Origin of the sequence: Endozoicomonas sp. ALE010, from assembly GCF_049310165.1 — a bacterium.
GTDB lineage: Bacteria > Pseudomonadota > Gammaproteobacteria > Pseudomonadales > Endozoicomonadaceae > Endozoicomonas.
Genome location: NZ_JBLYNV010000014.1, coordinates 45513 through 70349, shown reverse-complemented (window position 1 = coordinate 70349; position 24837 = coordinate 45513). Strand labels below are relative to the sequence as shown.

General features: G+C 49.7%; 23 protein-coding genes, 1 tRNA gene and 1 riboswitch. Of the genes, 11 read left to right on the top strand and 13 right to left on the bottom strand.

Annotated elements, in window-relative coordinates:
* Positions 1-423: 423 nt before the first annotated feature.
* Positions 424-1203, bottom strand: a complete 780-nt coding sequence (locus ACO6UY_RS08450) for a hypothetical protein (RefSeq protein WP_422460490.1) — start codon at positions 1201-1203, stop codon at positions 424-426.
* A 260-nt stretch (positions 1204-1463) separates the two neighbouring features.
* On the opposite strand from ACO6UY_RS08450, the gene ACO6UY_RS08445 reads away from it, so the two are divergent.
* Entirely contained in the window at positions 1464-2435 is a 972-nt protein-coding gene (locus ACO6UY_RS08445) for a ribonuclease Z (RefSeq protein WP_422489625.1), read from the top strand.
* Between the two features lie 73 nt (positions 2436-2508).
* Here the strand turns inward: ACO6UY_RS08445 and ACO6UY_RS08440 are convergent, their stop codons facing one another.
* Together ACO6UY_RS08440 and ACO6UY_RS08435 are read right to left on the bottom strand one after the other, a co-directional pair.
* A complete protein-coding gene (locus tag ACO6UY_RS08440; RefSeq protein WP_422447287.1) occupies positions 2509-3279 on the bottom strand; it encodes a hypothetical protein in 771 nt (256 codons plus the stop codon).
* Positions 3272-3619 (bottom strand): hypothetical protein, encoded by a 348-nt coding sequence (locus tag ACO6UY_RS08435; RefSeq protein ID WP_422447285.1) that lies wholly within the window; start codon positions 3617-3619, stop codon positions 3272-3274. The genes ACO6UY_RS08440 and ACO6UY_RS08435 overlap by 8 nt, the downstream gene beginning before the upstream one ends.
* A 37-nt stretch (positions 3620-3656) precedes the next feature.
* Between ACO6UY_RS08435 and ACO6UY_RS08430 the strand changes: the two genes are divergently transcribed.
* The gene (locus ACO6UY_RS08430) at positions 3657-4223 is read left to right on the top strand and encodes a hypothetical protein (RefSeq protein ID WP_422489623.1); all 567 of its coding nucleotides are present in this window, start codon (positions 3657-3659) and stop codon (positions 4221-4223) included.
* A 103-nt stretch (positions 4224-4326) separates the two neighbouring features.
* Here the strand turns inward: ACO6UY_RS08430 and ACO6UY_RS08425 are convergent, their stop codons facing one another.
* The 10 genes from ACO6UY_RS08425 to ACO6UY_RS08380 all read right to left on the bottom strand — a co-directional run bounded on the left by ACO6UY_RS08425 (position 4327) and on the right by ACO6UY_RS08380 (position 13838).
* Positions 4327-5094, bottom strand: coding sequence for a hypothetical protein (locus ACO6UY_RS08425; protein WP_422489621.1), 768 nt, complete (start codon positions 5092-5094; stop codon positions 4327-4329).
* Between the two features lie 144 nt (positions 5095-5238).
* Complete coding sequence (locus tag ACO6UY_RS08420) at positions 5239-6222, bottom strand: ABC transporter substrate-binding protein (RefSeq protein ID WP_422447279.1); 984 nt, start codon at positions 6220-6222, stop codon at positions 5239-5241.
* Positions 6223-6225: 3 nt separating this feature from the next.
* A complete protein-coding gene (locus tag ACO6UY_RS08415; RefSeq protein ID WP_422447277.1) occupies positions 6226-6978 on the bottom strand; it encodes an ABC transporter permease in 753 nt (250 codons plus the stop codon).
* 3 nt (positions 6979-6981) lie between these two features.
* Entirely contained in the window at positions 6982-7764 is a 783-nt protein-coding gene (locus ACO6UY_RS08410) for an ABC transporter ATP-binding protein (RefSeq protein ID WP_422489619.1), read from the bottom strand.
* 15 nt (positions 7765-7779) lie between these two features.
* Positions 7780-8598: a bifunctional hydroxymethylpyrimidine kinase/phosphomethylpyrimidine kinase gene (gene thiD, locus ACO6UY_RS08405; RefSeq protein ID WP_422489617.1), complete on the bottom strand. Its 819-nt coding sequence runs from the start codon at positions 8596-8598 to the stop codon at positions 7780-7782.
* Between the two features lie 143 nt (positions 8599-8741).
* Positions 8742-8842, bottom strand: a riboswitch (TPP riboswitch).
* A 53-nt stretch (positions 8843-8895) separates the two neighbouring features.
* On the bottom strand, positions 8896-9675 hold the full coding sequence (locus ACO6UY_RS08400; RefSeq protein ID WP_422489615.1) for an SDR family NAD(P)-dependent oxidoreductase: 780 nt from the start codon (positions 9673-9675) through the stop codon (positions 8896-8898).
* 11 nt (positions 9676-9686) lie between these two features.
* Complete coding sequence (locus ACO6UY_RS08395; protein ID WP_422489613.1) at positions 9687-10262, bottom strand: DUF3833 domain-containing protein; 576 nt, start codon at positions 10260-10262, stop codon at positions 9687-9689.
* The gene (locus ACO6UY_RS08390) at positions 10247-11494 is read right to left on the bottom strand and encodes a class I SAM-dependent methyltransferase (protein WP_422447269.1); all 1248 of its coding nucleotides are present in this window, start codon (positions 11492-11494) and stop codon (positions 10247-10249) included. Before ACO6UY_RS08390 ends, ACO6UY_RS08395 begins: the two co-directional genes overlap by 16 nt.
* Positions 11491-12426, bottom strand: coding sequence for a DUF1365 domain-containing protein (locus ACO6UY_RS08385; protein WP_422447267.1), 936 nt, complete (start codon positions 12424-12426; stop codon positions 11491-11493). The genes ACO6UY_RS08390 and ACO6UY_RS08385 overlap by 4 nt, the downstream gene beginning before the upstream one ends.
* A gap of 2 nt (positions 12427-12428) precedes the next feature.
* Positions 12429-13838 carry an NAD(P)/FAD-dependent oxidoreductase gene (locus ACO6UY_RS08380; protein WP_422460500.1) on the bottom strand — a complete coding sequence of 470 codons (1410 nt, stop codon included), beginning with the start codon at positions 13836-13838 and terminating at the stop codon, positions 12429-12431.
* A 346-nt stretch (positions 13839-14184) separates the two neighbouring features.
* On the opposite strand from ACO6UY_RS08380, the gene ACO6UY_RS08375 reads away from it, so the two are divergent.
* From ACO6UY_RS08375 to ACO6UY_RS08335, 9 genes are all read left to right on the top strand, one after another.
* Positions 14185-14649, top strand: a complete 465-nt coding sequence (locus ACO6UY_RS08375; RefSeq protein WP_422460502.1) for a hypothetical protein — start codon at positions 14185-14187, stop codon at positions 14647-14649.
* Positions 14650-15797: 1148 nt separating this feature from the next.
* The gene (locus tag ACO6UY_RS08370; RefSeq protein WP_422489611.1) at positions 15798-18284 is read left to right on the top strand and encodes a hypothetical protein; all 2487 of its coding nucleotides are present in this window, start codon (positions 15798-15800) and stop codon (positions 18282-18284) included.
* Between the two features lie 284 nt (positions 18285-18568).
* Positions 18569-19126 carry a sigma-70 family RNA polymerase sigma factor gene (locus tag ACO6UY_RS08365; protein ID WP_422489609.1) on the top strand — a complete coding sequence of 186 codons (558 nt, stop codon included), beginning with the start codon at positions 18569-18571 and terminating at the stop codon, positions 19124-19126.
* Positions 19123-19779 carry a ChrR family anti-sigma-E factor gene (locus ACO6UY_RS08360; protein ID WP_422489607.1) on the top strand — a complete coding sequence of 219 codons (657 nt, stop codon included), beginning with the start codon at positions 19123-19125 and terminating at the stop codon, positions 19777-19779. The genes ACO6UY_RS08365 and ACO6UY_RS08360 overlap by 4 nt, the downstream gene beginning before the upstream one ends.
* Before the next feature lie 160 nt (positions 19780-19939).
* Positions 19940-22015, top strand: coding sequence for a DNA recombination protein RmuC (gene rmuC, locus ACO6UY_RS08355; RefSeq protein ID WP_422489605.1), 2076 nt, complete (start codon positions 19940-19942; stop codon positions 22013-22015).
* Between the two features lie 179 nt (positions 22016-22194).
* Entirely contained in the window at positions 22195-22977 is a 783-nt protein-coding gene (locus ACO6UY_RS08350; RefSeq protein ID WP_422447253.1) for a hypothetical protein, read from the top strand.
* A gap of 42 nt (positions 22978-23019) precedes the next feature.
* On the top strand, positions 23020-23433 hold the full coding sequence (locus tag ACO6UY_RS08345) for an SDR family NAD(P)-dependent oxidoreductase (RefSeq protein ID WP_422447251.1): 414 nt from the start codon (positions 23020-23022) through the stop codon (positions 23431-23433).
* A gap of 15 nt (positions 23434-23448) precedes the next feature.
* Positions 23449-23539 (top strand) — tRNA-Ser (locus ACO6UY_RS08340).
* Between the two features lie 449 nt (positions 23540-23988).
* On the top strand, positions 23989-24612 hold the full coding sequence (locus ACO6UY_RS08335) for a MarC family protein (RefSeq protein ID WP_422460508.1): 624 nt from the start codon (positions 23989-23991) through the stop codon (positions 24610-24612).
* Positions 24613-24837: the final 225 nt, after the last annotated feature.

Below are 24837 nucleotides of genomic sequence, written 5' to 3'. Positions count from 1 at the left end.
AATATACGATTTCATTTGGTTAACTACTTATCAGTATGCCTGCAATTAAAGACCAGATATAGACAGGGGGTGACACTCAATTCAATGAATGCCACGGGCGGTTACTCTTGATTAAAACCGCAACGAGCGCAACATTCGTTGTTATGATTCAAGGCTCAAGCTGCCTTTATGCCAGTCCTAAATACAATACACCACCCTGGAAACGGACAAATGACTGTATTATTGCGACCAAAAGACCCGCACAGGCCAAGTCTGGCAGGGCTTGTTGCGCTCGTTGCTTTTTATTTCAACTGTTCAGGCAAGGCGATATTTCGGATAGGGTCGCTGTATAACTCAGCTCTACCGGCACCTGTGATACCACTTATCATCACCAGCGCCTCAAATCTGCAGCCGCAATAGGGAGTGAGAAGTACTGTCCCCACATCATCTCCCCGGAGTCAGTTTGTGACTGTCATTGATTGACTTAAGCGATATTTTCATTTCGCACAAAAGGTTTTTCGCACTACCCTGCTCGAAATCTAACTGAAATAGTTTATTGATCAGGTTTGTGACATTCCTCATGGTCCATTTACGGGATTTAATGCCAAAATCAGAGGGTTTCTGGCTTTCCAGGATTGTCCTGAGTTCCTTTTTTTGTTTATCCGTTATGCGATGAGCCTTCATGCTGATGATGTGATCAGATGTTGAGCTATATATTCCACACAGTGGCCGTGGCGTTGGATGTTGTCTAAAGAGTCTGGACAGTTCCAGCTCTTTCCTGTTTCCCGACAAAAAATCCCGAATATACTCATCAAGGGCATTTTTAGGTAAGAATTTTTTCGATTCCTCAATCAGCCCCTTATATTCTTTTAACTCCGCTAAACGTTGATAGTACTCCTGCTCCCGGGTACAAGAATCCGCTGTTGCAGATTCCGGAGGGTTATAGCAGTCCATATCGTTAGCAGTCGGAGGGGTTCTTTGCTCACTGTTATTTCCGGGAAAGTCAGTTTCTACTATTGGCATTTCATATCGTTCGAACGTCTGATTACCCATTATGTTGAACGATGGTTCATCATGTTCGCTAAAATCATAATATTGCTGACCTGTGAAGCCCTCGCCAAAATACCCCTCGGAATAAACAGGCCGAACAGAACGATAACCTCTCTCAAAACAGCAAGCATCACCTTCAATCCGGGCACCCGCACTGGCAGCCATTGCCCTCATGGGTACCACCTCTGTGCAATGATGTGTGCAAAAGCGGGCAGGTTCACCTGCAATCCGTGGTAACTCAACGTTGCCATAACCTACGAAGGTCGGTGTTGGAGCTAAATAAATATATCCGGGATAAATCATGAAGAAAGCCCAAATAAACAATAATTAACGTGATCGATATCAACTAGACAACTAAATTGGCAAGAAATTTCATAAGTTCGAAGTATTCCTCTGGTACAATACAAGTTGCATTGTGATTAAAGCAGGTGTTCATGAAACTGACTTTTCTGGGAACTTCGGCCGGCATGCCCACCACCGAAAGAAATGTCACGGCACTGGCACTGGCCATCGATGATGCCAGGCAATGGTATCTTGTGGACTGCGGTGAAGGTACGCAACATCAGCTGCTTCGCTGCCGCTATACCCTCAACAATCTTAAAACCATCTTTATTACTCATGTTCACGGCGATCACATGTATGGCCTGCCCGGGCTGATTACCTCTGCCAGCATGCAGGGTCGGCAGGCTCCCCTGACCATCTGCGCGCCTGACGGCGTTCGGCAGTTTGTGGAGGCGGCATTACACTATGCCGATGTTCTGGAACTGCCATTCAGTATTGAGTTTATACGCAGCGACCAGCCAGCTTTTCACTACCAGGATGCCCGGGTTGCTGTCACGGCTCACCAGCTCTCCCATCGTGTGCCAAGTTTTGCCTATCGTTTTGCGGAAAAAACACTCAGTACCCAACTGAACATTCAGCAACTGACGACACTGGGCGTTCCCAGGGGAGAGCTATGGGGGCTTTTGCAAAAAGGGCAGGCCATTACTCTTGAAGATGGCCGGACGATACTCCCTGAACAGGTTCTGCAACCACCACCCGCCAGCCGGGTTGCCATTATTGCGGGTGATAACGATAAGCCGGAATTGCTTATTGATGCACTGCAAGGCAGTCATCTATTGGTTCACGAAGCCACACTCACCGACGCCGCCCTGCAAAAAGCCGGACCAGTCTGGATGCACAGCTCAGCCCGAATGGTTGCTGAAGCAGCAGAGGCCAGCGGTGTTCCCAATTTGATTCTTACCCACTTCAGTGGCCGCTATCAGCGTTCTGCTGAGGCTGGAGCCAACAGTATCCATGCGTTAAAGGCAGAAGCTGAAACGTACTATTCGGGTAATACAGGCATGGCCCGTGATTTCAGTACCTGGGTAGTGGATAGGGACGGCCGACTGGTTGAAGCAGATTGAAATCTGGTTTTCCATCCTGGTAAGAAGGTTTTTGAAAGGAATACCTCCCCCATGGGTAGCGTTTATCCCTTACCTATTTTTTCCTTTTCACTCTGAGGTCTGCGCTGATGCCATAAATATTTACATCGACCTGTTCTACCACCATGAAGTCATTGCCAGAAGTGATAATACGGCGTGCACGATCAAGTACATCGCCTGCCGACGTGTGATCAAACTCCAGGTATTCACCGCTCAGGGCAATAACAACATCCTCCATGGAACGGGGCAGCACATCCTCGGATACGTTGATAACAATTTTTGAATCAGAATCCAGTCGGATTTTTCCAGTGGCCTTAAGCAGGGGCTTATTCCAATTATGATCTTCTGGAAAAGGATCAAGTTTTGTTATGGTGATATACGTGGTTCCTCCGGAGCCATTAAAGTCAGCCACAACGGATCCCTGTTCAAACGATAACGTACCTTTATTCCTTACATTACCGCTGCTGGTGATGACCCCAAGGGAAGCGACCGCCCCCATACTATTGACAAAGTGCCCATCACTCCAGTAACTGCCAGCGGTCAGTGTTCCCTCATTGATGGCCGTAAATATACTTCCGGAAATATTCAGCCCCATAGCAACATTAACGGAGCCACCCGCTCTATTGGTAAAAGGGCCGTTGACATTCATATTACCGTTTATGTTGATTGAGCCAGCGTTATCGATACCGGCAGAATCATAATTTTCGCTCACAGAAAGCATATTGCCCCGAACCATGACCTCTTCAGCCATTACCGGGGAAGCCAACGCAGTTGAAAGCCCGGCCGTAAGAACTAATCTGATAAACGGCTTTTTATATTTATCCATGTGTCTTATTTCCTTCATCCCGGTTTAAACAGTAGAAATTTCTGCTCTCACGTTTTACTGTCGACACACACAGGGAGAGTTTTAAAAATCGTGATGTAGAGACAGGCTCAGCTCCCATGGTAGCCAACTCACGACCCGGGCATAAATGGGATGAACCAAATAATTGTTTTGGGGTCAAATGGTCGTGTTTATAATCCAGACTGGGCTTTATTTTGAAACCATCACCCACTGCATCACCATCATTTTTCTCCCATCCAAACACTGCTGGCCGGGTTGATCCAGAAGCCGGTTCAAGCGGGATTTCTGGCCATTCTACCGGTACATTCAGTGGTAAAGGCATCTCAAACCGTCCGCCTCATGGAGATACAGCCACCCCCTTGAGTGAAGGCAAATGTATTGAAGATGCCTTTTGGGAAAAAAAACCATTACAGGGACGACAAATCACTTCTTCAGATGTGCTTGCAGCCTATGGCAACGATAAAACGTCGCTCAGGGGTGGCCTCTTCCTGCAAAAACTGTGCTTGCAGAAAATTCCACACGACAACAGAAAAGTGACCCCGGATGACGTTATTCAAGAATTCAACCGGGTGCCAGATCAAAATAATGAGTCCATGCTGGCGATAGAGCATTTCAAAGATGAGTTAGCCAGCGCCCATGCCGCCGAGGAAGCGCGGTTGAAAGTGGAATGTTATCTGAGGGGGGATGTGGGGAAAGGCCTGCAGGTGACTAAGGATGAGGCGTTGGCAGCCATTGAATTTCTTCGCAAGGAAGAGTCGTTCCCATTGCCGTTAGCGCGCGTTAACAGTCAATTTAGCCTGAGGGACCTGGCGAGGCATGGCCAGCGTGCGGCTCCTGTTGCCGTTCAGAGAGATAACCCTTTCCGTATGCCCGGTAATGAAATAGAAAATGCTTCAGCCAATCAGCGTTACCGCAAGTCCGGCTGAAACCATTATTAAAAACAGGCGGACCGGGTTTTCCGGACAATCAGGCTCCGCCGTTAAATTTGCTAACACCGTGTTGATTTTGAACACAGAGCTTATTCCTTACCTATTTTTTCTTTTTCACTTTAAGGTCTGCGGAGATGCCAAAGATATCCACCTCGACATGTTCTACCACCAGGAAGTCATTGCCAGAAGTGATAAGATGGCGGCCCGCACGATCAAGCTCTGAGCCCGTCGAATCGTGATTAAACTGCAGGTATTCACCACTCAGGGCAATAGCAACCCTGTCCACGCTATCGGGCATCGCACCCTCGGCTACGTTGAGAACGATCTTTGAGTCAGAATCAAGTCGGATTCTTCCCGTGGCCTTAATCAGGGGCTTATTATATTGATTTTGGAAAAAATTAAGTTTTGTTATGGTGATATAAGTGGTTCCTCCGGAGCCATCAAAGTCAGCCACAACGGATCCCTGTTCAAACGATAACGTACCTTTATTCGTTACATTACCACTGCTGTTTATCACCCCAAGGGATGCGACCGCCCCCGTGTTATTGATAAAGTGCCCATCACTCCAGTAACTGCCAGCAGTCAGTGTTCCCTCATTGGTGGCGGTCAATGTACTTCCGGAAATATTCAGCCCCATAGCGACATTAACTGAGCCACCCGCTCTATTGGTAAAAGGGCCGTTGACATTCATATTGCCATTTATGTTGATTGAGCCAGCGTTATCGATGCCGACAGAATCATAATTTTCACTCACAGAGAGCATATTGTCTCGGACCATGACTTCTTCGGCCGTCACCGGGGAAGCCAGGGCGGCTGCAAGCCCGGCCATGACAATGAATCTGAGTACTGGGTTTTTATACCTGTCCATGGGGCTTATATCCTTTTTCCAGAGTTAAACAATAGATATTTCAGACCATTCGCTTTCTGTCGGCATGCTCAGGGAGGAATTTAAAAATGAGGTGGCTATCGCAACAAGCAGGTCTTGACGATAGCCGGTGACGTCCATTCCGGATTAAAAATCCAGCATGTAGTCCTTGGTGTTTACCGGAGTTTTCAGCTCTCCAGTCGCTTGCAGATAGTCAGCAAATGCCTGATAACGGCCCGCATCCCTGGCGGCAGGTCGCAGATCAAAACGGGGAATGGTGTCAAACCAGGCGCGGCGGTTCAGTTCATTATCCAGTTTCTCCGGGCTGTAATCCCTGAAGATCTCCCAGGATTTTTCCGGGTTATTCACAATATATTGAGTGCCCAGTTCAATCGCCCTGAGAAAACGACGAATGGCGTCTTTATCGTGCTGCTTGCTGTTGGCGATAAAAATCAGTTCATCGTAAGGCGGGATATTGTTTTCCTCGTAATAGAACATACGGCCCTTACGCCCTTCAATCGCCAGCTGATTCAGTTCGAAGTTACGATACGCGCCCATGATGGCATCCACCCGGCCACTCATCAGGGAAGAGGAGAGGTTCCAGCCCACATTGACCAGTTTTACATCCCCGGCACCAAACCCGTAGGGTGCAAACAGCGTGTCCAGAATGGCATTCTCTATGCCGCCAATATTCAAACCGATGGTTTTACCTTTCATATCCTTCAGGGATTTGATCGGGCTGTCATCCAGAACCAGCAGGCCGTCCAGGGGGGTGGCCACCAGGGTTCCGGCCCAGGCAAGGGGAAGGCCGTTGGCTACTCCGTGAATCATGCTGGGCTGATAGTAAACGGCAAGGTCCACCTTTTCTGCCGCCACCAGTTTGGGAGGAAGGTTGGGGTCTGCCGGTTCCTGAATAGTCACCGTAAGCCCCTGGTCTGCAAAGTAGCCATTCTGCCGGGCAATGATGATGGGGCCGTGATCCGGGTTGACAAACCATTCCAGCATCAGGGTCAGCTCTTTCAGCTCCCTGGCCGGTGCGGTGCTGGATACCTGACTGGCGCTGGCCTGCAGGCTGACGGACAGCAGCCATGCCATTGCCCATAAAAAAGTGTGTTGCATCAGTTTATTCATTTCTTATTCCTGGGAAGTCTCCGGTTGCCACGGAATGAGTCTGCGTAAAACACGGTCGGTCGTGTAGTAAAGGGTCACGGAACAGAAGGCCAGCACGGTGAGCGCAGCAAACATCTGGTCAGTCCAGAGTCGTGCATTGGCCTGAAGCATGAGATAGCCAAGGCCAGCGCTGGAGCCAACCCACTCCCCGACAACGGCACCAATCGGTGCCACCACAACGGCTACCCGCAGCCCGGAAGCCAGGGCTGGCAGTGCCGCAGGCCAGCGGATATGGCGCAGAATGGCCAGCCGGCTGCCGCCCATGGTCTGGGCCATATCCAGCCAGCCCTGGTGGGTATGGCGCAGTCCGTCATAACAACAGGTGGCCACGGGGAAAAAGATCACCAGAATGGTCATCACCACTTTCGACGTCAGGCCGTAACCAAACCAGAGCATCAATATCGGTGCGAGCGCAAAGACCGGAATGGCCTGGGTAATCAACAATGGCGGTAAGAGCCAGGGTCTTAACACGGTAAAATAGACCAGCACCAGCGCCAGAATAATACCCAGCAGAACACCAAGTAACAGACCCAGCAGCATTTCACTGAGGGTAACCAGCGTGTGTTCCCACAGCAGGCTGGCATTGTCTACCATGCTGTTGGCCACCGCTAACGGACCGGGAAGGATGTAGGATGGCATCTCAAAGGCCATCACCAGGGTATGCCAGAGCACCAGCAGGCCAATAAGAACCACAAAGGGTTTGACGGAGTCTTTCATTCTTTATGGCACTCCAGCCTGTTCATCAAACGACTCATGACGTAAACGATCCAGCAGTTTGCCCTGTAAGGCCAGCAGGTCATTATCATCCAGTGAGCGGGGTGTCTTGCCCGGTGGCGTAATGGCATCCGTCAGTCGGGCCGGGTGCCCCCTCAGGTGATAAACCTCATGGCCAAGGCGCAGGGCTTCCAGGGGATCGTGGGTGATTAACAGCACCGTACGGTTCTGTAACAGCTCACAGGCCAGATCCTGTAAATTCAGCCGGGTGATGGCATCCAGTGCGCCGAAGGGTTCGTCCATTAATACCAGTGGCCGGTTTTCCATCAGCGTCCTGGCCAGTGCTACCCGCTGGCGCTGACCGCCGGACAGGTGCTGGGGCAGAACGTCGGCTTTTGCGCTCAGGCCTGCCTTTTCCAGAATGGACATGGCCTGGTCCCGAACCTCGGCTGACAAGAGTGGACGACGGGTGAACACATCGGTCAGATTGCGGCGCAGGCGCTGCCCCAGGGTGATATTGTCCAGTACCGAAAACCAGGGCAGCAGCAGGTCCTGCTGCGCCATCCAGGCGATTCGGTGATGAACCGAAAAGCCGTCCTGACAAACCACTTCCCCCGTTGTCTCGCCCGCAGGCAGACCGGCAATCAGACGCAGCAGACTGGTTTTGCCCACCCCGCTGCCGCCCAGAAGGCAGGTCCACTGGCCGCCTTTAAGGGTCAGGTTGAGGTCGGTAAAAACACAGTGGTTGCCAAATCTCAGGCTGGCCCGGCGGATAATCACATCAAACATGCGTTGCGGTATTCTCTATGACCAGGTTCGGTAAAAGTGATGGACCGGGCCATGGCCAGAACCGATGTTCAAATGGTCAGCATGGCCAATGGCACCGGCAATGTACTCCTTGGCAGAGCGCACGGCGTCGATCAAAGGGTAATCCCTGGCCAGCAAGGCGGTGACAGCAGACGACAGTGTACAGCCTGTCCCATGGGTATTTCGGGTTGCCACCCAGGGAGACTCAAGTTGGTGCAGGGTGTTACCGTCATGGAACAGATCAACAGCCTGATTATTGCCCTGGTCTGAGGTAAGGTGGCCGCCTTTCAGCAATACTGCACTGGCTCCCAGGGCCATCAACGGGTCAATCATGGCGACCATGGCTGCCATTGACTCAGGTCGGGGGCAGTTCAGCAGAACCGCTGCTTCCGGCAGGTTGGGGGTAATCAGGGTGGCTTTGGGAATCAGTTTGCGACGCAGGTTATCGATGGCGGCTTCCTGAAGCAGAACATCACCGCTGGTGGCCACCATCACCGGGTCAACCACCAGGTATTTCGGCTGGTAATCACTGACCGCGCGGGCAACCGCATCAATCACTTCAGGCTGGCTCAGCATGCCCACCTTGGCGGCAGAAATGTTCAGGTCGGAAAAGACCGAGTCCAGCTGCTCCCGGACAAAGGCGGGTGAGACATCAAAAATACCCTGAACACCCACCGTGTTCTGTGCGGTCAGCGCAGTGATCACACTGCAGCCGTAGGCACCAAGGGCTGAGAAGGTTTTCAGGTCTGCCTGAATGCCGGCACCACCGCCACTGTCAGAACCGGCAATGGTCAATGCGATGGGTGTAGAAGACATAAGCTCGCGCCGCTCCACAAGAGAAACTCCATATCATTAGGACTGGCGGGAACAACGGGCGGGGTGTTGCGGCTCCTGTCGGGGCAATAAACTGCATTGATTAACAGGCATGCACGATGGTCAGTACATAAGGGGTTTAGCAGTTCTCAGACCCGTCGGTTTCCTACGCCAGCATTATCTGGTTCAGGTTCAATGGGTGTATCTCAGTTCTGCCATCACTGGCAGAACACCCCAACCAACACCGGCGGAGTCTAGGGGGTTTGCCAAAGGCTGTCCAGCGATTGAGTGAATTGGTGCTTATCCGGTCTTACGGACCAACCAGAAATAAAGCGAGTAGGGCAGGTGACGCAGAAGCCCCAGGATGGCGGCAAACATGCGCGGGAAGCGAATCTCGAACTGCCGCCCCTTCATCCCTTTGACGATGACCTCCGCCGCTTTATCCACCTCCATCAGAAAAGGCATGGGGAACCGGTTCTTGCTGGTCAATGGTGTTTTGACAAAACCCGGGTTGATCACTTTGATATCAATACCCTCTTGCCAGAGCTCTGAGTTCAGGGATTCCGCCATATTGATTAACGCCGCCTTGCTGGCACCATAGCCTGCTGCTTTGGGCAGGCCTCGATAGCCTGCCAGCGACGCATTAATGGCAATCACCCCTTTACCCTGTTTTTTCATGGCAGCGATCAGTGGCTCAAGGCAGTGGCAGACACCCATCAGATTCAGCTCCATCTGTTGGCGCACTACATTGCTGGTAAACTCCGCAGCAGGTGAAGCGATATAGGTACCGGCATTTAAAATCGCCTGGTCAACGGCACCATGATGATCAATGATTTTGTTGACCGTCTCATTTACGGCCGTTTGATCCGTCACATCCAGCGGATAGGGAACGATCCTGCCCGGCAGTTCCTCTGATTGCCTGGCCAGTGCTGCCAGCCGATCCTCATTTCGGGCACTGGCCGCTACGGTCATTCCTTCCCGGGCCAGGGCAATGGCAACGGCTTCGCCAATGCCCTGGCTGGCTCCGGTGATCCAGACCACCGGAGCATTAGAAGGCGCTGTATCCTGAGTAGAATTCATATCTGCTGCCTTTATGGTTTTTCTTCTGGCCCGGGTTTTTCAAAGGCGACCGTCAACGTACCCAGCTTGATCCCCCATTTGCTCATGGTGGCGACATTCAGTAAAACGCCATCTTCTTGCAGGAACATCCAGTCATCAAAGGTCACCACCCACTCCCGGCCACGGATGGGCAGACGCATCTGGTATTTGAAGTTAAAGGCATTGCCGGCACTGCGACCAATGGCCTGGCCAACGACATCTCCGGCGGTTCCCAGGTACTGTCCGTCACCCATAATGTTGACCTTCCAGATACGGGTTGACTCGTTACCATCGGAATAGATGAAGCGTTCATCCAGAGTCAGTACACCGTCTTTGACTTCTCCGGTCATCAACACCTTGAACCGCTGTTGAACATTGCCGAACCGGTCCTGAAACATGCCCCAGGCAACGGTTTCCCCGGCAAAGTAGTGTTCAATTTTCAGACTTGGTTCACTAGCTGCATAATCTTCAATATTCATGGCTGAGCACCCCGTCAGCATAAACAGTAGGGTCAGGAGCCAGGCCCGTCCCGACGTCCAATCTTTTATTGTTGTTAACGCGACTCGCATGATGCGGCCTCCCCTGACACAGGTTTGGTGAGTTTGTAGAGGCAAACATCAATACTCCTGAATTGGAAACCGGTCGTGCAGTAATCCAGGTAAAATTGCCACAGGCGTTTAAAGCGCTGATCAAATCCGAGCTGTTCAATGGCAGGCCAGGCCGAAAGAAAAAGCCGTTTCCATTCATCCAGCGTTCTTGCATAGTCGAGACCGAAAGAGAGGGTATTGGTTATGGCCAAACCGGCCTTTTTGGCCTGCTCTTGCATCACCCTGTCACAGGGCAACATACCGCCAGGGAAGATGTAGCGCTGAATAAAGTCAACACCGCGGCGATACTCCTCGAAACGGGCGTCGTCAATCAGAATGGCCTGGATAACGGCGGAACCTCCGGGTTTCAGGCTGCGGTACAGTTTTTCAAAATAGACCGGCCAGTGCTCTTCACCCACGGCCTCAATCATTTCGATGGAAACGATACGATCATACTGCTCATGGATATCCCGGTAATCCGTAAGACTGAACTGATGGGACTGGTTGTCCGACATCTGTTGCGCATAGGCCAGCTGTTCCTGCGACAGTGTTATCCCTTTGTATGCGCCCTGGTGCCGCTGATTCAGCGCCCGGGCAAAGCCGCCCCAGCCACAGCCTATCTCAAGCACGGAATGCCCCGGACGAAGCTCAAGCCAGTCGATAATGGTGTTGTACTTATTGCCCTGTGCGGTTTCCAGGTCCTCATGCTCATCAAAATAGAGGGCGCTTGAATAGGTCATGGTCGGGTCAAGCCATAGCTGGTAAAAGTCGTTGCCCAGGTCATAATGCGCGGCAATATTGCGACGGCTGCCGGAGCGACTGTTACGGCGTATTTTGTGCAACACCCGGTTAAACAGATTGCTGAACCAGTTGGCAGTCATCACCTCCTGCAGATTGTCTTCATTGGCCATGGCCCAGTCGGTCAGCGCTTTCAGGTCCGGAGAGCTCCAGTCGCCATTAATAAACGACTCTGACCAGCCCAGTAACCCCTGGCTGCCTTGCTGGATTAACCCCACCGGATTATGGATATGCAGACAGGGGATGGGTGTACCTGACCGGAACTGCCCCACCATCACACTTTCGTTGCCATCAATGCGCAGCTCAATTCTGCTCACCCCCGCCTTGACCAATCGTTTTTCCAGCCAGGAGAGTACATTTCTCAGCGCAGGGAACCAGGGTTTGCTGGTGATCTCCGTGGAGCTGGTTGAGTTCATGGTTTCTTCCCCCTGTTCGCTGTATTGTTTTGTGAAAAATATTTTGCTTTCTCACCGTTCATCGCGGCGTAGGTCGCAAAATTTTTTTCTTTTGCTTTTCGCGTTTCTGCACGGGTATGGCTGAAAAAGAAATGTCTTGGCGTGTGTGAGTAAATCGATATGCCCTTTAGCCAGAGCCGCAAGGCTTCCCAATGGATGGCCGCCATGACTTTCATGGTTTGCAGTGGCAGCAGCATGGTCTGTTTTACGATAAAACGATCGGTGATGGTTTTGCGCAGCCCTTTGAACACGGCAGTGAACAGCTTGCCGCTGGCATCGTTCAGGTTAATGGCGAGAGTAACCTTCTCTTTGGGGGGCTGGATCCGGAAATGGTAATAGCAGTCCATGGGAAAGAAAGGGGAAACATGCAGTGCTTTATCGGCCTGTTGTTGAAGGGTTGGTTGAACAATCTGCCTGCTATGCGCTATCAGTCGTTGATCGTCCGACTGCTTTTCAGGCTGCTCTCCAGACTCGACGGCCGCCACATAGGAATGCCTTTCGCCAAAGGTATTGCTGACTTCATAGACGATGGCGGTCAGCTGTTGATCCCGATAGCAAAAGTACACCGCCAATGGGTTAAAGGTGTAGCCAAACATCCGTGGATAACAAAGTAAGCTGACGTTATCCGGTGTCTCAATATTATAGTCGTGAAGCAACCGGTTGATCTGTTCCCGCAACGGTGTCTCTGAACCATCACCATGATCACGGGGGTAAAAAGACACAACATTAAACCGGTTAAGGGAAAACAGGGAGAGCTGCTGATCCAGCGCCTCAATGGTGTCCAGATCCAGCAACCAGGAAGCCACCTGATAAGAGAACCGATGTTTCTTCGGTTTGAACCGGTGGTGCATCAGCTCGCCAACATAAATAGAAGAACCTGAGGAAGACTCCATTCTCAAGATTCCTGCTGCCGAGGCTCAGAGGATTCAAGTTGCGTGCTGTCAACACCCGGGTCAAAAAAGCTGCGGCCAAACAGATCCGGACGATGGAGCCGGTCATTTTCCCCTTTGACCTGCCAGGGGCGGCGAATGCCTCCAAGGCTCTCTGCGACAGCCAGGCCGGACTGTAGTCCATCTTCATGGAAGCCATAGCCCATCCATGCACCGCAATACCAGGTACGGTTTCTGCCCTGGAGCTTCCAGATTTTCTCCTGGGCTTCGATCGCGGCGCGATCAAACACGGGGTGGTCATACAGGTAGCAACCATGAATCAGATCGGTGGCCGGCTCCTGCTGGGGATTCAGCGTGACAAACAGTGGCGGACCGTCGAGATGCTGCAGCTTATTCATCCAGTAGGTAACCGCTGGCCCCTGTTCACTGCCAGGGTCTGATGTATGGGAACCCAGATAGTTCCAGCTGGCCCAGGCCTTTTTGTTGTCAGGCATCAGTCGTTCATCGCTGTGCAGCAGAGCCTTGTTCCGTTGAAACATAAAAGCGCCCAGCAAATGCTGTTCAAACTCGTCTGGCTCAGAAAGCAGGCTGAGCGTGGTGTCAGCATGGCAGGCCATAACCACATGGTCAAAATGCCAGTCTTTACCCTGGAAATCGGTCAATTGAACCCGGTCAGGGAACCGTTTTATTTTGCGGATACAGCGATTGGTGAGCGCCGATGTACCCAGCTCATCAATAATCCGCTGAACGTACTCCCGACTGCCTCCTTTCACGGTTTGCCACTGAGGGCGATCCGACAGTTGCAAGAGACCATGGTTTGAGCAGAAGCGCAGAAAAGCCAAAGCAGGGTAGTCCAGCATTTTGTCCGCCGGTGTTGACCAGATAGCAGCACCCATGGGAATCAGGTGGTCATGAATAAACCGTTGACTGAAGCGCTCACGATGCAGCAGCTGGCCAAGGGTCAGGGAGGCATCTATGCCTTGTTCATGCTCAAGGCTGCCCATCCATTTTTCGCTGTTGCGATAGAAACGCAGAATATCAGCCAGCATTAGCCAGAAGCCCGGACGGAACAGGTTGCTCTTCTGGGCAAATAGTCCGGAAAGATCAGTACCAGCGTACTCAGTAGAGCCGTTGTTCAGAGAAACGGCAAACGACATATCCGTAGGGACAAAAGGCACCTTCAGGTGTTTGAAAAAAGCGATCAGGTTTGGATAGGTTTTCTCATTAAAAACAATAAAGCCGGTATCGACGGGAATGGGCTTCTCATCGCCCACAGACACAGTATGGCTGTGGCCGCCGAAGCGATCATCCTTTTCAAATAAGGTCACGTTGTGTTGTTTAGAAAGTAGCCAGGCGCAGGAGAGTCCGCTAATACCGGAACCGACGACAGCTATGTTCATTCCTTTTGTGGACACAAATGAGACTCCCTGTTGATTTTATTCGCTATAAAAAGGTTGGAGTGCCAATAAGTAATTCTTATCTACAAAAACCTTTCATCAGAGCAGTAAGGTACCATGCCAAAAATTTACGAACAGAGTGTCGTAATGGTTCACCCATTTATATGGAAAATCAATCAATAATGTTTCAGCCACTGTAAAAAGAGGCGCATGAGTGCAACAGGCAAGTGGAGCATGACAAAAAACGCACATTGGATTAAAACTTGGGACTGGCCCGGGCTGAAGAGCCTTGGTATAGAATTCTCAAGAAGCATATTTCCCGCCAAAGGCTATCGTGCCCCAGGCCATTACTGATGTTCTGAGTATGGCGGATAACTTAACACGGATATTTCATCAACGTGCTCCCGCTCTCGCTTGTTCTTTGCCGCTTTATGTGAGTTATGCTCAGTCGACCGTACTCCCCGCGCTTCCTGACAAAATCTCCTGGAGCGACAAAGTCCCCGGCTTTGCATTCGCCCTACCTCCGACATCCATGTGGTCGCGCGCGAGATTCGGGGCAGTTTATGAAATATCCGGGTTAATAAAAATATCCAACGGAAATGTGGATGAGCTGCGTCAATCTGTCCGGGAAATTCGACCGAAAGATGCCCGAACGAAGATACCAGCAGATGAGATGGAGCAGCGCAATGAAGAGGCAGTGGAAACCCCGGGATTGACGAAAGATGTCAGCCTGAATGATGTAAAAAAGCCTTTCGTACCAGGTTCAAACCTTAATTGTGTAAAGCTAAAAGTAATTGTGGTTTTTGGCTTTCAGGTTTCAATTGAATGAATGTGTGAGTTTGTAATAAAAGATCATCTGCCTATTCAATCAAAAGACCTGCTATGAAAAAAAATTAAAATGAAAAAGCTATCTAAGTAAATAATTGAACTTTTCTTTGACCGAAGAATCAAACTCGTCAGAAAAACTTTCAACCAGGAGCATTTCTCATGAGTACACCACAATTTCCTACCCAGAGTCCGGCATTTCCGACACAGCCTCCAGAGGTATCAGGTTTCAATAAAACACCAGGCCTTAACGAGTGCGGTGGGGCAAATACGACATCTGTAGTTTTTAATGGCAGAATTGTCGATAAGTATGTTTTAAGTACTTTTTTCAAGGAAATGACGCAAGGGGGAATCAGGCAGCTCGCAGTGGATACTTGTGCTCAGGCTGCACAGGATCATACAACATTCTGGAAAAAAGATAATCTTATTAAAGACCTTAAGGCCTATGGATTGCCCGTAGACTCTAATCACCGTGCACAATTAACGGATCGTAAGACCAGCATCATAATGAATGTTTTCCTAAAAGTAAAAGAAGAAAGCGAGAAAGCGATTGATCAGGGGGGAAGTGGCGATAATCTGGAGGTCGCGAAAGGTTTATGTGATCTTTTGAATGGCACAGAAGTAAGAGTGAATGGGAAAATCCACAAGCCCCATTTTGTTGACATGAAGTTCTTTGCTGGTGAAATGAACAAATGTCAACAGAAACTGGATGCCGCTCGCTCTGCTATTGGTAGCCTTGGGCAAGAGAGTCAGGGGGTAAATGAGCCAGGCTTGCCACCTGCTGAAAATCCGGCGTTCACCATGGAGGGGAAACCATTGTTACCTTCGGGGAATGCTCCGACAATGACACCCACAGCGCCACCGAACTACGATGCAGTTCAAGCTGAAAAGGAGTTAGCGGCGTTGAACACTCAAATTGTTTTTTTACAGCAGGGAGTAACGCAGGATTTTCACAGTCAACCTTTCCAGTACCAATTAAGTTCGGTGCAAACGAACATAGCGCGACTTGGTCTTAACTTGCCGTTGAATCTACAGGAACAATACAATCAGGCTAAAGCCAATCTTGCTGGCCTCCAGCAACAACAGTTAGCCATGCAAGAGGGTGCCAGGGTCATTGAGTTCCATGGCCAGATAGATGGGCTGAAACAGTCGTTGGTACAGAATGAGCCAAAATCAGACAATAGAACTGAAATAAAGGCGCTGGAACGGAAAGTTAAAGCGTTGGATGATCAGATTAGCAAGCTCAGTTCTCCAGAGTCCGGGTGCCATAAGGAAGAACTCAAGGAGCGATTGAGCGACTTAAATATCAGTATCCGTCAGTGGTCTTCAGTGGTTACTGCTACCGAAATCCTGGCAGGCCTGAAAAGTGACCTTGAGGGTTTTCAGTATCAACAATTACCAGAGGAAGTTAGTTCTTTTTCTGCCAAATGTGACTCACTTGATGCAATTGTCAGAAAGATGCCTTCTGGAGATCAGCGAAATCAATTGATTAAGGAGTCCAGTATTCTTAAACAAAGTTTTTCTGAAATTCAGAAAAACGTCCAACAAAATCATTTAATCGCTCAGCTTGAGAAAGCTGAAAATATCATAACAGTGATGGAATTGGACGCTAGCAGTAGTCAGTCGCATCACGTTGAACAGGCCAAAGCAGCATTGCTGGTTGTTGAGTCACTCTCTCTGAAAGAGGGTGCGGATGATTGTTTTGCCAGGCTGAGTAATTTGAGGGAGAGGTTGAGTAAACTTGAAGACTCCGCTGCTGCGTCGGCAGCCGCTGCATCGGCAGCCGCTGCAAAAATGCAATCTTCTGCCCGGGGGGATGCTGAGAAGGTGATTGCGCACATTGAGAAATTAATTAGCGAGGCTGAAGGCCGGTTAAGCGGTCAAGAAAAAAATCGTGAAGCCGTTAATGGAATTCCTCTTAATCAAACTCACATGGATGAAGTTCAGGCGAATCTGCATCAGATCAGTGAAAAAATAATTCAAGAGTTGAATGGGAGGGATCTTCGTGATGAACGTGAACGATTGCAAAGTATGTGTTCGTCTTTGCGCTGCAGACTGGATAAGCTTCAGGGAGGAGGGGCAAGCAGCGGTCAACCCACTGCTGCCAGCGCTCAGACTGTAAGTGGTTATCAGGATCACCCCGAAGTAGTTAAGATCCGTAAAGTGCTGGATGTTGCAGAAGCACCAATTCAAGCTTTAACCAGCAACCCGAATTCTTCTGCTAAAGATGAACTTATTACCACGGCGAGAAGTAATCTGGAACAAGCAACACATATGATTGGCGGGCTCACTGATGAAACACTCAGACCTTCACGGTCAGGTTTGTCATCCAGACTTGGCCATTTGAATAAACAGTTAAGTCTCATTGAATCAGGTGGGGGCCAGGGGCAGGTGACTCCAGCTGAGCCGCAACCGGAGGTTTTGCTGCAAAAAGGGGTCGCTGCGTTTAAAAAAGAGATGGATGAATTTGGCAAGAAGGGAACCGTTTCAAATGCGGGGTTTGCAGCGGCATCAGCCAATATGTCCGCACTGTTAGGCCAATTTGCTGGATCACAGGCAGTGCCGAGCAGCCAAAACGTCCTCCAGCCACCAGTTGCGCATCCTCCGGTCAGGCAAGGTACTCTTCTGCATGCAGGGCCTGTGATGAGACCTGTTCGTGCCAATGGCGATAGCCTGGCGTCATTTGCCGATGCGTTGAACTTCACCAACGCGATCGTATCTGATAGCAGTTACTCTATCGCCAGTGTGGGCATCAAGCCTTCGTCTGAGAAGATCAAATCCCTTGTCACCAGTACAGATATTCCTTTTGAATCTCTGCCTTTCGATGTCCAGGAAAGAATGATGGAAGCTTATAATTTCGGCAATCACTACCCGACAAAGATCAAGCTTGTGCAGGTGTACGCCTTTGCTCCTGACGAGAGCGATTTTAACGGTGCCAGCTTTAAGGTAAGACTTGATAGCATCTTGCCTGATTGCCATCTTAAAATTTACCAGAGTAGCCCTCTTGCACGATACTACAGCCCTCTGGGGGCAAATCTCCGGATGCCTGAGGGCTTAAAGAAAGGGAATCCCTTTTATGAGGCACGCTGGTCTTTAAATGAAAATCTGGACAGACAAAATACAGTCAGTTTCGCCCATGGTTCAGGAGGGGATAGCCATAGCAACCTGGAAAATATTGGTTTTACCCTGGTCGCACCGGTGCTCAAAGCTCTCGGTGCGAGCGCTGAAGAAGCGACATCCGCAGAAGCCGGTTTTGGTATCCCCTTCGGGATTGATTTGAGGAGGCAGCCGGAAGCCGTGCTGAATGAGTTAAAGCAGGACGGAATGCGGCGTTATTTTGAGGTGCCAGATGTCACTGATAGTGTGGTGCCTGATGGTGGTGCGCTGGATTCTGACGTCGTATCAGATTCAGAGTCTTTGGGCACCAGTGGAATAAATCCGCTGGCCCTTCATACAAAGAGCATACATGGCGTTTCTTCACGGGCATTGACCAACGAGATATTTGTAAAAGAGGTGGGTATCTTGTGGGTGAAAACGGTCACAAACTTACCAGAGGTAAATAGCCAGAATAGTTTGATTGACTGGGTGGAGAGTAATAAACCTGATTCTGAAAACCCGCGTCTCCCGCAGTTGTTATAATACTTCTGGTGCATGGGGGCAGGCCGTTGTCATTATTCTCGGTCAGCCTCCTGGATTTGAGTGAATTTGGCTGTTCAATCAACCTCTCTCTACCTCTCAGATGAGGTAGAGAGAACCGCTATTTTCTGTTGAGGAAATGCTACGCAGGACGTTTAATAGAGGTATTATGCAGGACAGTGGCTGTATCCATCGTGAAAGATCCTTGTTGGCACTTTTTACGTACAACCACTTATGTATAAGAAATTTAAAGAATTATGGCACATCTTCGGCTTGTTGAAACCTCTATGGAATTCAAACCTGATCAGGTAGCGCAAAAGCAGGACTTCAGGCTCGTTCTTGTTGGTCTGGCGAAAAGTCGTGATAAACAGCTGTTTATGCAGATTTACGACTACTTCGCCCCGCGGCTGAAAAGCTTTCTGGTCAGGAAAGGGGCGAATGAAGAACTGGCTGAAGAGCTGGTTCAGGAAACCCTGTTATCGGTATGGCGCAAGACTTCCAGCTATGATCCGGCAAAAGCAACAGCGTCCACATGGATTTTTCGTATCGCAAGAAATCTATGGATTGATCGGCTTCGTAAAGAGAAGCCTGACATGCTCTCCCCGCTGAACAGTTATCCCGAGGCAGGTTACACACCCAGCATGGCGGCCTGTGATTCAGGGCGACTAAAAGATGCCCTGGGTGCCCTGCCTCAGCAACAGGCTCAATTGGTTTATAAAGTGTATTACGAAGGAAAATCCCATCGAGAAATCGCCGAAGATATGGACATGCCCATTGGCAGTGTCAAGTCTGGCCTCAGGCTCGCATTTGATAAATTACGGGTTCGTATTGGAGGTGGGTCATGAACTGCAATCACCACCCCGATGACAGTACTCTGCTCAGCTATGGAGCCTGCAGCCTGCCGGACGCACTGTCCATGGTCGTTGCCTGTCATCTGGCGGTTTGTGACCACTGTCATGACAAGGTTGCAGACGCTGAGCTGATCGGCCTTGGGCTGATGGAGCAGGAACCGTTGGAATCCATATCCAAAAGCTCCCGGGATTCGATGCTGGCCATGTTGGGCGAGCCGGTCGACGAGGCATATTTTGAGACCCGGACAACGCCAGACGATCAACCTGACGGCGATATTCCGGCTCCTCTGCGCCCAATGATTGGCCAATGGTTCAGTGATCTCCACTGGCGTACCATGGCTCCGGGCATGAAGCAGTTTGTTCTGCCAGCTTCCCAGGGCAAATTGCGACTGCTGAAAATTTCCCCGGGCACCTTTATGCCGTCCCACGGCCACAGTGGCTCTGAACTCACCCTGGTCCTTAAGGGCTCCTACAGCGATGAACTGGGTCGCTTCTCTGTGGGCGATGTGGCGGATGTTGACCCGGATATCACCCATCAGCCGGTTGCTGATACCCACGAAGGCTGTATCTGCCTTATTGCAACGGACGGCCCTCTGCGCTTCAAAGGTCTGGTTCCACGGCTGTTGCAGCCATTTTTTCAGCTATAAATGCTGCAAGTCAGGTCTTTAGCAAGATTTTTTGCTATTGACCTGAACTTTTATCTCGATGAACCTGTCAAAAAGTCATTCAGTGTAATTCCAGAGAGATTGTTTCATGACGCTTACTGCCCTCGTCGTAGTTGCTCTAGCTTCACTGCTGTCGTTTGCAATGGCGTGGTTCGTCTGCCGACAGACCCAGCACAGCCTTCGATTGCAAATGGAACGGGAGGTGGATGCCCAGCATCTGCAGATTGCCCAGCTGACAGACCAGAAAGCCGATCTGCAGGACGAGCTGACGGAACAGAGCGTGGTCATGCAGGAACAGCTGGACGCTGGCAAAGCCCTTCTGCATCAGGAGACGTCACGTCTTAACGAGCTGGCCCATCAGCATCAGGTGAAGGTCGGGCGGCTGGAGGCCATGCTGATTTCAGAGCGCAAGCGTGAAGCAGAAAAAAACAGGGATCTTCAGGATCGGGTAAAAGAACTGGCTGCTGAGCGCTCTGGCCGGAGCCAGGCTGAGCAGCGGGTAAAGGAGCTGGAAACCCGCCTTGAAGAACAACAGGCGCAGAACCAGAAAGCCCTGATGCAGCTTCAGGAAAACAAGGAAGCCCTCAAGCAGGAGTTCAAACACCTGGCCCACGAAATCTTTGAAGCCAGGGGGAAAGTGCTCTCTGATCAGCACCATGAGCAGCTGCATTCACTGCTGGCACCGTTCAGGGAGCAGCTGGGTGAATTCCGTAACAAGGTTGAACAGGCTCACCGGGAAGACAGTGCCAGCCGGGCGGCTTTGAAACAGCAGCTGGAAACCATGCATCAGCTCAACCGCAAGATGACCGACGATGCCGAGAATCTGGCTAAGGCGCTAAAGGGTGACAAGAAACTCCAGGGCAACTGGGGTGAAATGCAGGTTGAGACCATTCTTGACAGTAGCGGCCTGATCAAGGGGCAGGAATACCAGCGGGAACCCAACTTCAGGGATGAAGAAGGCCAGAACAAGCGGCCTGACTTTATTGTTCACCTGCCTGAAGGTAAACATCTGATTATCGACTCCAAGGTGTCGCTGGTGGACTACATGGCGTATGTCAACGCTGAGACCGATGCTGACCGTGATACTGCCATGGTTCGCCATATCCAGAGCATCCGCAACCATATCAACAGCCTGAACCAGAAAGACTATCCGAGCCTGCCGGAAATAAAGGCCCCTGATTTTGTCTTTATGTTCATGCCAGTAGAGCCGGCATTTATTTCGGCATTCCAGTATGACCAGAAGTTGTTTAATGATGCCTTTGAGAAGCGCATCGTGGTTGTCACACCCACTACCCTGCTGGCCACCCTCCGCACCGTTGCCAATCTGTGGACCATTGAGCGGCAAAATGCCAGCACCCGTAAGCTGGCTGACAAAGGCCGTCAGGTGTACGACAAACTTCGTGTTTTTGTTGAGAAGATGGAAAAGCTGGATATCCAGCTGGGAAATGCCCGCACCACCTACGACGATGCCATGGGCACACTGAAGCACGGTCGCGGAAACCTGATTGCCCAGGCGGATCAGTTTCTGGCTCTGGGTGTTAGAGTCAAGAAAGAATTGCCCGCCAAAACTCTGGAAACAGCCGACCTGGAGCCACTGGAAGCAGAAGAGTTATTGGCACTTGAGGCGGAGGCACCGCCAGCCGTTGCGCCGGTTGATGACATGACTGCCCCTCAGGAGGCCGTGCCCTCTGTGCCAGAGTCTGCACCTGAGACCGCAGAGGCCTCTTCTTCCGTCGACACCACTGCACAGCCGAGAACACCAGAAGCCGTCGGGGAAGAACCAGTATCCCCGCCCGCTGTGGATAACCCGGTCTCAGACGAAGTGAAACGTTATCCACAGGCTGAAACCGATGCCGCTGCTGACCGGACTCCTGACAATACAGAACAGTCTGCTGTGCATCATCAGAACCCTGGCTCAGCTGATCTGGCTTCACTGGAGGCAAGGCCCGATCCGGAATTTGCCCAGGCCACTGACAGCCTGTACCAGACTGATCTTCCCACTGAAGACTGTACCGTTGTGGATGAAGGTGAACTCCCGACTGCGCCGGACTTTTCTATGCTGGAGTCCAAGCTTTCAGAACTGGGCATTGACATGCCTTCGCCTGAAGGGGAGCTACCATCTCTTGAAGCTGAACTGGCGAGGCTGGAACAGGAGCATCCCGAATATTCCTGGTCAGACTATGCACAGCAGTTCCGGTCAGAAGATCCCCCCTCATAGTGACGCCTTTTAAATTGCGTATTTCTCCGAAGCTCATGAGATGTCATTAAGCAGGTAGCCTGTTGGACTTAAGGCTCTCCTGCTGCGGTTGTGAAAAATTGGTCTGAAAATTAGGGCAGGGAATTATCTTGCTATTTAAATGTCTTTCCACGTATGGATTTATGTTGGGGAAGACAGCAGTGAATACTTCAATCACCAGGCAATCCGTTTTTCACAGTTTACAGGAAGCAACTAACACTCCTCATAAAGCGCAAAGTCAATCAGCATCATGGGGTGGCTATGGTCTAACTTCCTTGGAGTCAGCAAGAGGCTGGCTTCTAATGGCTCCACTTGGGGACAGAGAGAAAAGTCATTTTCAAAAAATTACGGCTTCAGAAAAAAATGTAATTTATCTTACCGGCAATAAAGAAAGTCCAGACGATAAACACTATATTGAGCCGGTGGATAAGCTACCTGAGTACATACTCAATGATACCATTTTAGATTGTTACTCTTGGTGTAATGCTGGTGATACAGTTAGTGATATTATTACTGAATACAGTAAAACAAGCGGCTACGGTGTATTCTTGGGGAAAGTTGACATCCCGTGTGTTTATGAATTTGCATTACCACAACGTCGATATTTTCATTTTGCGCCAGCATTCCCTCGCCTGGAGTCAGAGTTGACAAAAGGGCATACAGAACATATTGCATTTTTTACAAGTTATGATTTTTTTTGGGAGACTAATACGTGGAATGCCTTTACCACCGGGCATAGGTACTTAATTTCACTTATGCTTCCCAATTATGAGGTTAGCTCTAAAAAACAATTCTCATATACGCTAACAGAACTAATGTCTTTACCGCCAGATCCGGACAAGTTCTTCCCCGGCGGCTCGATATATAGAGAATCTGCAGACAGGTTCCACTCATATCAAACAAAGGAAACTTCTGGCTTTGCGTTCTCTGGAGATAAGCTTTAGCGTGAAGCTGAAATTATTGACAGAGCCTGAAAGAGAAAAACCATGCCTACCAACAATAAAAATGTACTGATTACCGGATGTTCCAGTGGCATTGTCCGGGAACTGGCTTTGGAGTTTCAGCAAAGAGGCTATCGTGTCTGGGCAACCGCCCGCAACCTGCAAAGCACTCAGGCGCTGGCAGAGCAGAATATCAAGGTGCTGGAACTGGATGTGACCTGTGAGTCGCAGGTGCATGAGGTTGTGCAGCATATTCTCGGCAGCCAAGGTCATTTGGGTATGCTGGTGAATAATGCTGGCTATGGCAGCATGGGGCCATTAATTGATATGCCCGGTGAAGAGCTGGAGCAACATGTTTGGTCTGAATCGCTTTCGGTAATTTTTTTGTCGGTAGGTATATATTTTTTTTGCCTTTGTGAGAAAGGTGATATAAAGTACGCCACCTGTTCGGGGCGATAAGCGTTTTGAGCAAATGGTGAGGTGTCCGAGTGGCTGAAGGAGCACGCCTGGAAAGTGTGTGTACGTTAATCGCGTACCGAGGGTTCGAATCCCTCCCTCACCGCCATATACCTTTCTCTACCTCCTTGATTTTCTCTCCTTTTATTCCACAAGCTTGTTTCAGGTTTCAGTTTTGTTCGAGAAGTGTTTTCACAAAACCTGATGATCTGAATTCACTGATTTAAAACTTGAGTTTAGAGTCAACTTTTCTCTGCGAACTCTGAGAATTACACATTGCATTGGTTTAGTTAATGAAGGCAGGAACAGCGCAAGTTCATAGCGAACCTGACCAATGACATGATAACGAGTTTCTGTGAGTCCTGAACTGCGACCAGAGGGTGACAGTCTCTTAACCAAAAATTTCAGCAGACGCCTACTGCACCGATGAATTTAGCGTGAACTCACTGCATAACCGACAATTTCAACAGTAGCATAACAATATTTGTCTATATTATTCCTGATGGTGTTTCTGATTGAATAGCACAATTCTTTTTCTCCGAAATATTGCTGGAGTAAATGATGGGCAAAGATTTTTATACACATGCAGTGTCTGTTTTCTTGGGATTTTTTGCAATTATGAATCCGATAGCAAACACAGCAGCCTTTAATGGTTTGGTAGGAAGCAGTGACAGTAGTGAGAGATTAAGAATTGCAGCAAAATCTCTCACAATAACTTTCGGTATAGTGTTACTTTTTTCCGTTTTAGGTAAAGGTATTTTTCATGTTTTCGGAATTACACTTCCAGCGTTAAGAATTTCGGGAGGTATTCTTGTTTTTCTTGTTGGTTACCACATGCTGAATGGTAACGCTTCAAGTTTACAGTCCAGTCATAAAAGTAATCTCGAAAATATTGCAGTTTCACCTTTAGCAGTACCTTTGCTTGCAGGGCCGGGAACCATTGCAACAGCTATGAATTATTCTGCATCTGGTGAGTTAACCAGAGTTTTGATGACCATTTCCATTTTTGCTCTTTTGTGCCTGATCACTTTCTTTTGCTTTATATTCAGCTCCAGGATAATGGCACTGATTGGAAAAGGTGGGCTTGATATTGTTACGCGATTAATGGGATTGATTTTGACAGTCATTGGTGTTCAAATGTTGATAGCGGGTGTTTTAGAAATTGTAAGCCATTTGACGTAATGTCTAAATTACAGAGTTTTTGACAGTAGCTATATTGCCCTTAAAGGTTGAAAATAAATTACTAAACTTCGTTAGCCAGACGCATTGTAGTGCTAGCGAAGCTTAGACCTACAAAGCCGTTTAAAGAAAACATAGTACTGGTAGGGACTGACGGCTTTTTCAAAGACTATCTTGTCATTGGCTAGCAATAAACTCCAGCAGACACCCGTGGTGCCACTGAAGTTA